The following is a 12,165-nucleotide window of genomic DNA, read 5'->3' as shown; positions in this document are numbered from 1 at the left end:
AGACGAGGTTCTCGCGCGCCGCAACGGCCATCAGCTCGTTCGCCGGGGTAAACACATTGAAGTCGTTCTCTACGGCGACGAACCCCTCGCGCGGCGCGTAGGCGGCAAGCCGTTCGCGGTGATCGGTGCTCCAGCCGAAGCCGCCGATCTTGCCCTCTTGGCGCAACAGGCCGAGCGTATCGAACACCTCGCCGGCGCGCTCGATCGGATACTCGTTGATATGTAGCAGCACGACGTCGATACAATCCCGCTGCAGGCGCTGCCGCGAATTGTCGATCGATGTCCGGATTGCCGCGGCAGAGGCATCCTCGGGTGCGATCTTACGCGTTTCGGGATCGCCGAAATAGCCGACCTTGGTGACGATGACGGCTTCGTCCTTACCCCTCAACGCCCGCCCGAGGATCAGTTCGGCATTGCCGGCGCCGTAGGCGGCAGCCGTGTCGAACACCCGCGCGCCGATCTCATAAGCCATCGCCAGCGCGGCTTGCGACCTGATATCGTCGACCTCGCCATAGATTGTCGCCGTGTCACGCCAACGCGCGGGGCCACCCGCCGCCCAGGTGCCGATGCCGATGCGCGGTACCGAGCGGCCATCCCAAAGCATCATCATCTGCATGCCCGGCTCCTCAACGACGCAAGCTGGCGTGGCGGGCACGCTCGCGGATCTCTTCGCGAGAAATGCCGGCATCCGCCAGTGTGCTGTCCCGGGCCTGCCTCAAGCTCGCAAGCGTCTGGCGATAGGCAATCCAGCGGGCGAAACGGTATCGAAGTTCATCCAACATGATCGTCTCCTTTGGTACGCAGAATGCCTGCGCGCCTGGGTTGGTCGGAAGCGCAAAACCTCTGCGCGAATCGCATGCGCGATCGAAAGGGTTCAGTTCGCTTCTTGGCCAGCCGAGGCGCTTGTCCCTGTCCCGCCGGGCAGGATTGTCCAACGCCTCCAATGCCTGCATACTTGCGCACGATGCCCGCTTTGCGCTACAGCCACGGTCGCAAGGAGTTTTTCATTTCTGCAAAATGGATATCGGCTGGGACGATCTGAGGTTGTTTCTCGACGTTGCGCGGCTGGGTGGCTTGAGCGCAGCGACGGGAACAACGCGCCTCAGCGCAGCCACCCTTGGACGACGCGTCACCGCGCTCGAAAAGCAGATCGGCGAACCTCTATTCGTGCGCCAGCAGACCGGCTACCGGCTGACCCCGGTCGGCGAGGAACTGCTGCGGCGCGCCGAAGACGTCGAGGCGGCAATGCAGTCGCTGACCCGCTGGCGCGAGGGAAACCTGCCCGACCGCATTGTCCGCGTCTCGGCCGGGCCATGGACCTCGGCCTTCGTTTCCGCCCATATCGGCGAGATCTGGACGGTCGATGACGGCATAAGGGTAGAGCTTGTCACCACCACCGACCGGGTCGACATCGGCCGCCGTGCCGCCGACATCGGCATCCGCAGCGAGCGCCCGACCGAGCAGTGGCTGGCCGGCCGTCAGAGCGGCAAGGTCGCCCACGCCATTTATTCCGGACGTCACCTGATCAACGGCATCGCCGCCGGATTGTTCGTCGGCGTCACCGGCGAAGGCGCAAACATTGCCTCGGCGCGCTGGCTGCAAGCCCATCACGGCGACCGCATCGCCGTACGCGGCAACAACACCCATTCGGTGCGCGAACTGGTGGCCGCCGGCGCCGGCCTTTCGGTCTTTCCGTGCTTCGTCGGTGACGGCGATCCGCGGCTGGTTCGCGTTGCTCAGCCTATCCCCGAACTTGAAACCGACCAATGGATCGTCACCCATCACGAGGAACGTCATTCCCCGCCGGTACGGAAAGTCGCCGACCGGATCGCCGCCTTGATGCGGGCGCACCAGCCGCTGTTTCGCGGCGAGACGCCGATCCGGTAAGCCTCAGGCATCGATCGGCCGCCAGTGGATCAAAATCAGATATTTTGGTGGGCCGGACGATGGTAGCGCCGCCGTTGAGGACGCCGGAGTGCGACGCGCTGCTCGTCGAGATCCTTGCCTTGGGCGAAGAGAGCGGTATAAACCGATCAGCACCGGGCCGCCTATCCGGTCACTCGTCCTCCTGCCGGCTCATAGCCGTATGCTTCGCCCTTACGCAGCACGCGGCCGATGCCCGGCCAGCCAAGGTGCGCGCCGGCGATCCACGTCCCCGCCTCGGCCGCGTCACTGAAAACCTTTAGGCGGGTTGCGCGCGCGGTCAGCTGATCGTCGTCATAGCCCCAACTGAACGCGGGATTGCCGAACTGCAAGGCCGGCACATGAACGACGTCCCCGAAGAATAGGAAACGGTCCTCGTCCGAGTCGAACGCGTAGCCGGTATGACCGGCAGCATGACCGGGCAGGGCGACCGCCCTCAATCGCTCACCCACCTGGTCGCCATTCTGGACAGGCTTCAGCAGGGGCCGGAACTGCGCAAGGTGCGCGTAAGCGAAAAAGCTCCCCACAGCCGCCTCGGGAATAGCGATCGCCTTCAAGTTTGGAAAGAGCACTCGGCCGTCGGGGGTCAAAAGTCCGTGCACATGATCCTGATGGGCGTGGGTGAGCGCCAAGACCGTGATCGAAGCCGGGTCGATCTTGGCTTCCGCCATGGCCTGCTCAAGACGCCCCACTGTCGGAGCCCAGCCCCCTCCTCCGCTGTCGATCAGAACGCCGTCAACGCCTGGACCTGCGAGCGCGAAGCAATTGACAGACAGGCGAAGCGCCCCTGCCAACGCAGCTTGCGGCACCGGATTATCCTGCGGGTCCCGCAGAAGGTCCGCCGGCATCTCGATGTAACCGTCCGAGAGCGACCAGACGCGCCACCTCCCTGACGTGCTGCCGAGCACGTTATTGGTTTGCGATGTCACGATCATATGGCCACCTGCCGCAAACGAAAATGGAGGATAGGTTCGATTGTCACTATTGGCTCCCTGCATAATCTGCGCAAAAGCGTGGGGAAACCGATGAAGATCAATGCGGAAAGCACCCGATCTCGATAGGCCACGGATCGGAAGATGATCGTTGACGGATCTGCTAGCTTCGCGGCGATGCCAGCTCTTATTGCATTCCCATGTAGATTCCTCCCTTCGTAAGCTCGTCAATCATCTGATTTATGCGCTTTCGGCGTGTTTCCGGGTGACGGGCGCGCTCGATCCAATGCAAGTAATCATTGCGCTGATAGGGAGGCCGTTGCTCGAAAGCAGTCATCAGATTTGCGGCCTCGAGCTCTGCACGCAAACTGTCGGGCATCTTAGCCAACGGACGTTTCAGCAACTCACATCTCCGCCATTCGAATCCTGATGCTGGAATAGATCACAAGTCAGCCGTCGCGCCTGCGAGACCGCAGCCGGCCTGGCGACAGCCCTTTCAATCGGGTCACGACGCGATTCATATGGGCCTGGTGAGTGAAACCCGCGTGCTGAGCAATCTCGGCCAGCGGCAGATCGCTATTTTCCAAAAGCTCGACCGCGCGATCAACGCGGCGGCGTAAAATGAATTGATGTACCGGCAATTGCGTCGCCTCGCGAAAGGCGGCGGTGAAGGCGCGTCGTGGTATTCCCGCGATTCCGGCAAGATGGTCGATCGACACCCCCTTTTCCAGATCGCCGTCAATCGCAGCGAGGACCCGGTCGAACCGCTGCGAGGTTAGGACCGGAGACTTCTGCTGCCGCTGGCGTGCATGCCCGAGACGGAGCAGGTTCGCGAAAACCAGGCCCAGCGTCCATTCGCGGACGATCGGGTTGGCTGGCGGGTCGCCTTCGAGGCGTCGGCACAACTCGGCCACCAGCGAATCGCGTATCGGTCGATCGGTCAGGATTGCCAGGTCCTCGGGGGTCCCGCCTGCGGATACCAGGAGCCTTGACGCCAGCGCGGAGTCAACGGTGATCATCGTCAGCTCTCGCGGCTCCTCGATCTTGAACCGCGTGGCACGCTCGGGAAGACTGAGCAGCAGGTCGCCGGGGCGGGTGAAGACGCGCCGCAGCCCGCGGCCAAGATCGATCTCTGCATAGGATGAACCGCTGCGAATCACACGCAGCTGAACGACTCCGGCCGGCGCATGGCGATAGTCGCCGGCAGGAAAGAACAACCTCTTTGCACTTGCCGCGGTCACCATCGTTGTACCGGGCGTCCGGACGCAAGTTCCTCCAGGACTTCGATGATCGATCGCCGCATCCTCGATCCTTGATGCCTACACTTTTGCCCGTTTGACTGGTCCACCAGGCGCATCATTTGCCAGGGCAGTCAGTTCACCAATCCGGGGCACAAAGATGTTGTGCAGTGTCTGGGTCATAATGGTCATTTCACGCTGAACTTGCAGTTCCTGTGCGGCGGGAAACAATGTGTCCTGCAAGAAGAGCTCCAGGCCTGCCTTGTCGTCCCATATCTCGATGATGCGATAACCATCGTCTGTGGCATGCGCGATGTGCTGGTAGATGCCGCCAGCGGGCCGTTTCTCCACGCCGATCCGATCGAGGATGCGGCTATAATCTTCGGCCGTCAGGCCGGCAATATCAAGTGTCGTCACTACGGCCATGGTTCATCCTCGCTGCTGATAGTGGTTGTTTGAGGTGGAGTTCTTGGACGGACCCGGATCCTATTGGGCCGATGTCGTTTGGCATCGCCCGCCCTGACGGCGAGTTTGTCTCCCGAACTTCACCGACAGGAGCGGTCTTTGGTCCTCAGCCACCGAGCGCCTCGATGACAAGACGGGCGGTCGCCGCTCCGGAGAAGTTCTGCTGGCCGGTGATCAAATTGCCGTCGCGCACGGCAAAATCGCGCCACAGCCCGGCCTGAACATAATTCGCGCCGAGCGCACGCATCTCATCCTCGATCCGCCATGGCATCAGATGCGTACCGTGTGGCAGCGCGCCCATCTCCCAGACGGCATTGTCGGCGAAGTCTTCCTCGACATTGGCGAAACCCGTAACAGTGCGCCCTTTGGCCAGCAGCTCGCCGGTTGAGAGGCGAGCGTAGCGCAGCAGCGCGACGCCATGACACAAGGCGGCCGCGACCTTGCCGGCCGCGAAAAAGTTGATGAACAGCCGCTGCAACTCAGTTGCGCCTTCGAAGGTGAACATCGGCGCTTGGCCGCCAGCGACGACGATAGCGTCGAACGCGTCGACCGACAGCTCTGCGATGGGCCGGGTCGTCTCCACCAGCGCCGCCAGTTTCGGCGTCGACAGGAAACCGAGCGAGATCAGATCCGTATCCGAATAGCCGGACGGATCGCGCGGGTCGCTCAACGCATCCGCCTCGCATTTGCCGCCCTCAGGCGAGAAGATCGCGACTCCATATCCGCGCTCGGTGAAGGCGAGCCAGGGATGAGTTAACTCGCTCCACCAAAACCCGACCGGCCAGCCTGTGGTGGTTGACACAGCCGGGTTTGAAAGGACCATCGCGACGCGTTTAGGATGCCGCGGGTCGAGTGGGTTGGAATCGCGCACGCTCATCGCGCCATCTCGACTGGTTCGCCAAGATTCGCCCAAATCGTCTTGTATTGGGTGTAGCTTTCCCACGCCTCGCGGCCCTGCTCGCGGCCATAGCCGCTCATCTTGAAACCTCCGAACGGCGCATTAGGATGGTACTTGTGCCAGCAGTTCAGCCAGACCGTGCCTGCCTTGATCCGGTCGGCGAGCCGCAAGGCGCGGCCGAGATCGCTGGTCTGGATGCCCGAGGCGAGCCCGTAGCTCGTATCGTTGGCGATCCGGATCGCGTCCTCCTCGCTGTCGAATGGAATCACCGGCAGGACAGGGCCGAAAATCTCTTCGCGCGATATCCTTAGGTCGTTGGTCGCATCGGCGAAGATGGTCGGCTCGATGAAGAGGCCCTTGCCGTTGACCTGGCGGGTGCCGCCGCCCGCGGCCAGTCGCGCGGTGCGCTTGCCCTCTTCGACATAGCTCAAGACCTTGTCATACTCGCCCCGCGATGCGATCGGCCCGATCATCGTCGCAGGGTCCAGCGGATCGCCGAGCGTCGCCGACTTCGCCATGGCGCTCAGCTTCTCGACGACCTCGTCATAGCAGGCGCGTTCAACCAGCAGGCGCGATCCGGCGACGCAGACTTCGCCCTTGTTCCAGAAGATGCCCCAGAAGGCTGCCTGTATCGCGACATCGATATCGGCATCGGCGAAAACGATATTGGGACTCTTGCCGCCGAGCTCCATGGTCAGGTGTTTCATCGTCCCGGCACCGTTGCGCATGATGCCCTGGCCGACGGTGGTCGACCCGGTAAAGGCGATCTTGCCGACGCGGGCATCGTTGACCAACGCGTCGCCGATGGTGCCGCCCGGGCCGGTGACGAGATTGTAGACGCCTGGCGGCACGCCCGCGTCGAGGATCACTTGCGCCAAGGCGAGGGCCGTCAGGGGCGTGTCGGTCGCAGGCTTGTGAACGACCGTGTTACCCGCCGCGAGTGCCGGCGCGATTTTCGAACAGGACAGCGCGAGGGGAAAATTGAACGGGGTGATCGCAGCGATCACACCGAGCGGCTCGCGCCGCGTCAGGATCCTGATATTTGGTTCGTAGCTGGTACGATAGGCGCCGTCCATCGCGCTCATGGCGAGCCCGCCATGAAAGCGGAACAGTCCTGAGCAGTGCGGCATGATGATATCGCGGAAATCGCGATAGGGCATACCCATATCCATCGCCTCGCGCACCGCGAAATCCTCGGCCCGCTCGTCCATTAGATCGGCGATGCGAAACAGGATCTTGGCGCGCTCCTCATGATGCATCCGCGCCCAGGGTCCTTGCTCGAAAGCCCGCTGCGCGGCCGCGACGGCATCGCTCGTGTCGGTGACGTCCGCCTTCGCAATATCGGTGATCGCCGCCTCCGTGGTCGGATCAAAAGTCGTCGAAGTCTCGCCACTGACGGCATCGCGCCATTGGCCATCGATCAGCAGACGTCCTACTGGAATCGCCTTGCGCCGCGCGGGTAGATAATCAGTCATGAGTCCGTCCGTCCTGTCGAATGAGATTGAAGGAAATTGTCGGCCCCATCCCGCGCCGATAGGCGAGCTGGACCAATAGCAGCATCATCGGCTCGATCAGGCGCGAGGCCGTGAGATCGCCGACATCGACCGGTATTGTCGGCAGATCGGCGAGAAGCCGGCAAACCGCCGCCTTGGCATCTGCGTCATTGCCGGCGACATAGCTCGTCACCGGATCGCCGTTGAGACGCGGATCATCCCTGTCAAGCAATTCGGCAAAGGTCGGAATGCACTTGACGACAAGGGCGCCCCGCGCGCGCCTCTGAACCTCCTCGCCTACAGACGTAGTAGTGCCTAGCAGCATCGTGGAAAGGTCAGGTGCGACTGCATTGGTATTGTCCCAGACGATCTTGCCCGACAAATCGCCAAGCGCGTCCATCGCCAGCTCGAGAGCCGGCCATGGCGTCGCCAGGGCAATTACGTCGGCCCATCTCGCTACTTCGTCAGGGGCACCGAAGCCAACACGGAGGGTTGCCGCGATTGCGCGCAACTTGCCTTCGTCACGACTGAAGCTGAGGCGAATTTCGTGCCCGGCGAGGCCAAGACATTTCGCCAAGGCCTTCCCGAGCGAGCCTGGTCCGATGATCGCAACTTTCACAACTGCCTCCCGACACGCGATCGGGCTTGCCTAGCATCATTGCAGTCGCGCTTATTTCACGAATTGCCCTTGCACGATCGGGCGCACTCGTCACATGGGTCGGCGCCAATTGGCATCCGGATCCGCCGCGCGCTCACGCCCTTCCCGAACGTGTCCCTATTGGGCATGTATGTGTGGGCGACCATAGAGCAGGGTGCGATCAGCGGAGGTCCCCAGGGCACAAGCTTGCTCATATTGGTTGACGCCTTGCCTAATCCGTCGGCGTTGCGATGACTTTTGTGGCATCAGCATAACGCGATTGCCTGCAAATCCGGGGAAAGGCCGCCCCAGGACGGCTTTCCGGACTGGCACGCCCCTTGCTTCGTTATTCATGTGCAGAGCGTCTAGGGTTCCGGCCGTGTCGATCACGGTGCTGGTCCAAGAGACGCGACCGCTTGAGATGCATTGAGGCATCTGGCGGAACACGGCGGGCCAAAATCCCGGGAGAACCCTGCACGGGTTTGCTGGCGCGAACCTCTCCCGGATGCGCGCTCCGTGAACCCCCCAACAGACGTTCGGACGCAATCCGGATCGCAAACAGGGGTATGTAATGTTTCGCAAACTGGCCACAATCATCCTAGCCGCATCACTCAGCCTCCCCTTCATCTCAGCCGCGCAAGCGGCGCCCAAGAAAGACTTCAAGATTTGCTGGTCGATCTATGTCGGCTGGATGCCGTGGGGCTATCTTTCCGACAGCGGCATCATGAAGAAGTGGGCCGACAAATACGGCATCAATGTCGAGATCACCCGCATCAACGACTATGTCGAGAGCATCAACCAGTACACGGCCGGCGGCTTTGACGGCTGTTCGATGACCAACATGGATGCGCTTTCGATCCCGGCCGGCGGCGGTGTCGACACGACGGCCTTGATCGTCGGCGATTTCTCCAACGGCAACGACGCGGTCATCCTCAAGAACAAGACCGCGCTCAAGGATATTGCCGGCCAGAAGGTCAATCTCGTCGAGCTCTCCGTCTCACATTACCTACTTGCGCGCGCGCTGGAGACGGTGGAGTTGGCCGAAAAGGACATTACGGTGGTGAACACTTCCGATGCCGACATGGTCGCTGCCTACGGCACCAGCGACGTCACCTCCGTCGTCACCTGGAATCCGCTGGTCTCGGAAATCGCTGCCATGCCGGGCGCCCACAAGGTATTCGATTCGACTGAGATCCCCGGCGAGATCATCGACATGATGGTCGTCAACACCGCGACGCTGAAGGACAATCCGGCCTTGGGCAAGGCGCTTGTCGGTGCATGGTATGAAGCCATGGCGCTGATGACGTCGGGTACGCCCGAAGGCAAGGCGGCCAAGGAAGAGATGGCCAAGGCGTCGGGGACGGATCTTGCCGGTTTCGACGCTCAGCTTGCATCAACGGCGATGTTCTTCGAGCCGGCCAAGGCGGTCGCATTCACCAACGGCGCCGAACTGCCGAAGACCATGGATCTGGTGCGCAACTTCCTGTTCAGCCACGGCATTCTTGGTACCAACGCGCCGAGCGTCGACGTGATCGGCATGAGCTTCCCCGACGGCTCGACGCTGGGCGACGTCAACAACGTCAAGCTGCGCTTCGATCAGGCCTTTATGGCAGAGGCGGCGGGCGGAACGCTCTGACGCGGGAGCGCGACATGCTAGCCAGAGGAACCGGCATCATGCAGGCCGCAGCAGGCCCCGAAGTCGCGCGCCTGCAACTTAGCAGGCCGAAAGCGCGGCTTCGCCTCATCAACGCGACGGTCTCGCGCGGCGGAGCGTTGCTGCTTGGGACGCTGCCGTTTGCCGCCGTGGCGATTGCCTATCTCTTCGCTTCGTCGCAAAGGCTGGCGGTCAATCCCAGCGACAAGCTGCTGCCCTCCCCTGCACAGATGTGGTCGGCCTTTTCAGACCTGGCGACAGTGCCGGACAAGCGCTCCGGCGACCTGATCCTGTGGGCCGACACCTATGCCAGCCTGATCAGGCTGTTCGCCGGAGTCGGCATGGCCACGCTGGTGGCGCTCAGCCTCGGCGTCGCCATAGGTTTCATCCCGCGCGTCAGGGCCTTTCTGCTGCCCTTGGTCACAGTTGTCTGCGTCATCCCGCCACTGGCGCTGCTGCCGATCCTGTTCATTGCGCTCGGCCTCGGCGAAACGGCCAAGATCACCTTGATCGCTCTCGGCGTCGCACCGGTCATGGTGCGCGACATCGCCAACCGGGTGATGGAATTGCCGCCGGAGCTCGTCGCCAAGGCACAGACGCTCGGCGGCAACAGCTGGACCATGGTGCTCAGGCTGGTGCTGCCACAGGTCATGCCGCGCCTCATCACTTGCGTACGGCTGGCGCTTGGGCCGGCCTGGCTGTTCCTGATCGCGGCAGAAGCCATCGCCTCCACCGAGGGGCTCGGCTACCGCATCTTCCTCGTTCGTCGCTACCTATCGATGGACGTCATCCTGCCTTACGTCGCCTGGATCACGCTGCTTGCGGTGATGACCGACTGGCTGCTCGTGCGGCTCTCTCACATCATCTCGCCCTGGGCGCATCCGGTGCGGACCAGATGAGCCGGATCCTCGTCCATGGGCTGGAGAAGAGCTACGGCGACGCCCGCGTGCTGGAACGGGTCAATGTCTCCGCCGAAGCGGGTGAATTCCTGTCGCTGGTTGGCGCCAGCGGTTGTGGAAAATCGACATTCCTGCGCATCCTGCTTGGCCAGGAACAGCAAAGTGGCGGCGTGGTCGTCGTCGGCGACCAGCCGATCGTGCCGGAACCGACGCCGCAGCGCGGCATCGTCTTCCAGCGCTATTCCGTGTTCCCGCATCTGACCGCGCTGCAGAACTTGCTGCTGGTCGAGGACTTCCGTTCGGGCGGACCGTTCGGCCGCGTCTTCGGCGCCAGGCGCAAAAGCGCCAGGCAAGAAGCCGAAACCATGCTGGAACGGGTCGGGCTTGGCCATGCGTGCGATCTCTATCCGGCCACGCTTTCTGGCGGCATGCAGCAGCGGCTGGCGATCGCGCAGACCTTGCTCGGCCGGCCGCAGATCCTGCTTCTCGACGAGCCGTTCGGCGCACTCGATCCCGGTATTCGCATCGAGATGCATGAGCTGCTCACCGAGCTCTGGACCGAGCACGGCATGACCGTGGTCATGGTCACCCACGATATCGGCGAGGCATTCAAGCTCGGCACCCGCGTGCTGGTCTTCGACAAGGTGCGCCACGACCCCCAGTTCCCGTCCGCCTATGGCGCGACGATCACCTACGATCTGAAGCTCGACCGCAAGCACCGGGCTTCCGCACGAGACGTGGCCGAAGTGGCCGCGATGGTCGGGACGACCCGACTGGATAGCGCAATCGCGACGACGGCGTCGTGAAGGAGGTTTCATGCACAGAGATAGTCCAGAACGCCGGCATCGTCGCGCCGGGCTCACCGACCACCAGCCACGCCAACGCTTCCACCATCCGAACTTCGAGATCCGCGACATGCAGGGCTGGAAGTCGATCGAGGCGGAAGGAAAGCTGCCCGAGGATGGCTGGCGCAAGGAACAGAAATGGGCACTCGACATGGGCCTGCCCGGATCGGATTCGATCATCGACAAGTCGATCCCGACATTCGCGCGAGGCGAGTTGCCGCATTTCGCCGGCATCAACACCTTCCTCAAGGCGCCCTATGTCGAGAACGTCCGCGATGTCGGCAGATATGACGCTGCCGTCATGGGCATTCCTTTCGACAGCGGCACCACCTACCGGCCCGGAGCCCGCTTCGGGCCGCAAGGCATGCGCCGCATCTCGGCGCTCTACACGCCTTACAATTACGAGCTCGGTGTCGACCTGCGCGAGCAGATGACGCTTTGCGACGCCGGCGACGTCTTCACCATCCCCGCCAATCTCGAAAAGAGCTTCGACCAGATCACCAAGGGCGTCAGCCATGTCGCCTCTTCCGGGGCGCTGCCGATCATGCTCGGCGGCGACCATGCGATCGGATTTCCGTGCGTGCGCGGTATCGCCGACGTGACCTCCAAGCGCATCGGCATCATCCATTTCGACCGCCACATCGACATTCAGGAAAAGGATCTCGACGAACGTATGCACACGACGCCCTGGTACTGGGCAACCAACTTGCCGAACGTCTCGGCCACCAATCTGGTGCAGCTCGGCATCGGCGGCTGGCAGGTGCCGCGCTACGGCGTCGCCGAGGCGCGGAAGCGCGGCACCAACGTGCTGACGATTTCCGATATCGAACAGATGGGGCTGGAGAAGGCGGCGGAGATCGCGCTCGAGCTCGCATGGAAGGACACCGACGCGGTATACATCTCCTTCGATGTCGACAGCATCGATTGCGGTTTCGTGCCGGGTACGGGCTGGCCGGAGCCCGGTGGCTTCCTGCCGCGCGAGGCACTGAAGCTGCTCGGGCTAGTGTCGGCGCCCGGCATCTGCGGACTGGAAGTGGTCGAGGTGTCGCCGCCCTACGACACGTCAGACATCACGGCGCTGTTTGGCGTGCGGGTTGTCGTCGAGGCGCTGGGCTCGATGGTCGCGCACGGCAATCTCGGCAAACACAAATCCATCATCGACAAGCCGACGAGCTTTTGAT

14 protein-coding genes and 1 riboswitch are annotated in these 12,165 nt (G+C 62.6%); of the genes, 5 read left to right on the top strand and 9 right to left on the bottom strand.

Annotated elements, in window-relative coordinates; all coding sequences use genetic code 11:
• Both NKI70_RS28415 and NKI70_RS28410 read right to left on the bottom strand, forming a co-directional pair.
• Positions 1–616, bottom strand: a 616-nt coding sequence (locus NKI70_RS28415) for an aldo/keto reductase (protein ID WP_352725640.1), incomplete at its 3' end; no start/stop codon positions are given.
• A 10-nt stretch (positions 617–626) separates the two neighbouring features.
• Complete coding sequence (locus tag NKI70_RS28410; protein ID WP_156937304.1) at positions 627–782, bottom strand: YjiS-like domain-containing protein; 156 nt, start codon at positions 780–782, stop codon at positions 627–629.
• 235 nt (positions 783–1,017) lie between these two features.
• On the opposite strand from NKI70_RS28410, the gene NKI70_RS28405 reads away from it, so the two are divergent.
• Complete coding sequence (locus tag NKI70_RS28405; RefSeq protein WP_352501394.1) at positions 1,018–1,887, top strand: LysR family transcriptional regulator; 870 nt, start codon at positions 1,018–1,020, stop codon at positions 1,885–1,887.
• Between the two features lie 161 nt (positions 1,888–2,048).
• On the opposite strand, the gene NKI70_RS28400 is transcribed toward NKI70_RS28405, so the two are convergent.
• The 7 genes from NKI70_RS28400 to NKI70_RS28370 all read right to left on the bottom strand — a co-directional run bounded on the left by NKI70_RS28400 (position 2,049) and on the right by NKI70_RS28370 (position 7,568).
• Positions 2,049–2,858, bottom strand: a complete 810-nt coding sequence (locus NKI70_RS28400; protein ID WP_023679475.1) for an MBL fold metallo-hydrolase — start codon at positions 2,856–2,858, stop codon at positions 2,049–2,051.
• Between the two features lie 184 nt (positions 2,859–3,042).
• Positions 3,043–3,234 carry a YdeI/OmpD-associated family protein gene (locus tag NKI70_RS28395; RefSeq protein ID WP_031212580.1) on the bottom strand — a complete coding sequence of 64 codons (192 nt, stop codon included), beginning with the start codon at positions 3,232–3,234 and terminating at the stop codon, positions 3,043–3,045.
• Between the two features lie 70 nt (positions 3,235–3,304).
• Positions 3,305–4,099 (bottom strand): helix-turn-helix domain-containing protein, encoded by a 795-nt coding sequence (locus NKI70_RS28390; RefSeq protein ID WP_352623095.1) that lies wholly within the window; start codon positions 4,097–4,099, stop codon positions 3,305–3,307.
• Between the two features lie 75 nt (positions 4,100–4,174).
• Positions 4,175–4,519 carry a hypothetical protein gene (locus NKI70_RS28385; RefSeq protein WP_023679472.1) on the bottom strand — a complete coding sequence of 115 codons (345 nt, stop codon included), beginning with the start codon at positions 4,517–4,519 and terminating at the stop codon, positions 4,175–4,177.
• A 145-nt stretch (positions 4,520–4,664) separates the two neighbouring features.
• Positions 4,665–5,435, bottom strand: a complete 771-nt coding sequence (locus tag NKI70_RS28380; RefSeq protein WP_352578217.1) for a type 1 glutamine amidotransferase domain-containing protein — start codon at positions 5,433–5,435, stop codon at positions 4,665–4,667.
• The gene (locus NKI70_RS28375) at positions 5,432–6,931 is read right to left on the bottom strand and encodes an aldehyde dehydrogenase family protein (RefSeq protein WP_352637691.1); all 1,500 of its coding nucleotides are present in this window, start codon (positions 6,929–6,931) and stop codon (positions 5,432–5,434) included. Before NKI70_RS28375 ends, NKI70_RS28380 begins: the two co-directional genes overlap by 4 nt.
• On the bottom strand, positions 6,924–7,568 hold the full coding sequence (locus NKI70_RS28370) for an NADPH-dependent F420 reductase (protein ID WP_352578215.1): 645 nt from the start codon (positions 7,566–7,568) through the stop codon (positions 6,924–6,926). Before NKI70_RS28370 ends, NKI70_RS28375 begins: the two co-directional genes overlap by 8 nt.
• Positions 7,569–7,940: 372 nt before the next feature.
• Positions 7,941–8,056, top strand: a riboswitch (guanidine-I (ykkC/yxkD leader).
• Between the two features lie 101 nt (positions 8,057–8,157).
• Here NKI70_RS28370 and NKI70_RS28365 point away from each other — a divergent pair.
• Genes NKI70_RS28365 through NKI70_RS28350 form a run of 4 tightly spaced genes read left to right on the top strand, consistent with a single transcriptional unit; the run spans position 8,158 to position 12,164 of the window.
• Positions 8,158–9,222 carry a putative urea ABC transporter substrate-binding protein gene (locus NKI70_RS28365; RefSeq protein ID WP_023679467.1) on the top strand — a complete coding sequence of 355 codons (1,065 nt, stop codon included), beginning with the start codon at positions 8,158–8,160 and terminating at the stop codon, positions 9,220–9,222.
• A gap of 38 nt (positions 9,223–9,260) precedes the next feature.
• Entirely contained in the window at positions 9,261–10,139 is an 879-nt protein-coding gene (locus NKI70_RS28360) for an ABC transporter permease (protein WP_352587526.1), read from the top strand.
• On the top strand, positions 10,136–10,945 hold the full coding sequence (locus NKI70_RS28355) for an ATP-binding cassette domain-containing protein (protein ID WP_352725638.1): 810 nt from the start codon (positions 10,136–10,138) through the stop codon (positions 10,943–10,945). Before NKI70_RS28360 ends, NKI70_RS28355 begins: the two co-directional genes overlap by 4 nt.
• Before the next feature lie 10 nt (positions 10,946–10,955).
• Positions 10,956–12,164 carry an agmatinase family protein gene (locus NKI70_RS28350; RefSeq protein WP_352578214.1) on the top strand — a complete coding sequence of 403 codons (1,209 nt, stop codon included), beginning with the start codon at positions 10,956–10,958 and terminating at the stop codon, positions 12,162–12,164.
• Position 12,165: the final 1 nt, after the last annotated feature.

The sequence above is a fragment of the Mesorhizobium sp. M0500 genome (genome assembly GCF_040321165.1).
Classification (GTDB): Bacteria; Pseudomonadota; Alphaproteobacteria; order Rhizobiales; family Rhizobiaceae; genus Mesorhizobium.
Note: the sequence above shows the minus strand (reverse complement) of the source record. Positions and strands in the feature narration are given on the sequence as shown.

What these genes read in the sequence shown, in the direction of transcription:
- NKI70_RS28410 (WP_156937304.1), bottom strand. Translation starts at nt 782, where the DNA reads ATGTTGGATGAACTTCGATACCGTTTCGCCCGCTGGATTGCCTATCGC.
- NKI70_RS28405 (WP_352501394.1), top strand. Translation starts at nt 1,018, where the DNA reads ATGGATATCGGCTGGGACGATCTGAGGTTGTTTCTCGACGTTGCGCGG.
- NKI70_RS28400 (WP_023679475.1), bottom strand. Translation starts at nt 2,858, where the DNA reads ATGATCGTGACATCGCAAACCAATAACGTGCTCGGCAGCACGTCAGGG.
- NKI70_RS28395 (WP_031212580.1), bottom strand. Translation starts at nt 3,234, where the DNA reads ATGCCCGACAGTTTGCGTGCAGAGCTCGAGGCCGCAAATCTGATGACT.
- NKI70_RS28390 (WP_352623095.1), bottom strand. Translation starts at nt 4,099, where the DNA reads ATGGTGACCGCGGCAAGTGCAAAGAGGTTGTTCTTTCCTGCCGGCGAC.
- NKI70_RS28385 (WP_023679472.1), bottom strand. Translation starts at nt 4,519, where the DNA reads ATGGCCGTAGTGACGACACTTGATATTGCCGGCCTGACGGCCGAAGAT.
- NKI70_RS28380 (WP_352578217.1), bottom strand. Translation starts at nt 5,435, where the DNA reads ATGAGCGTGCGCGATTCCAACCCACTCGACCCGCGGCATCCTAAACGC.
- NKI70_RS28375 (WP_352637691.1), bottom strand. Translation starts at nt 6,931, where the DNA reads ATGACTGATTATCTACCCGCGCGGCGCAAGGCGATTCCAGTAGGACGT.
- NKI70_RS28365 (WP_023679467.1), top strand. Translation starts at nt 8,158, where the DNA reads ATGTTTCGCAAACTGGCCACAATCATCCTAGCCGCATCACTCAGCCTC.
- NKI70_RS28360 (WP_352587526.1), top strand. Translation starts at nt 9,261, where the DNA reads ATGCAGGCCGCAGCAGGCCCCGAAGTCGCGCGCCTGCAACTTAGCAGG.
- NKI70_RS28355 (WP_352725638.1), top strand. Translation starts at nt 10,136, where the DNA reads ATGAGCCGGATCCTCGTCCATGGGCTGGAGAAGAGCTACGGCGACGCC.
- NKI70_RS28350 (WP_352578214.1), top strand. Translation starts at nt 10,956, where the DNA reads ATGCACAGAGATAGTCCAGAACGCCGGCATCGTCGCGCCGGGCTCACC.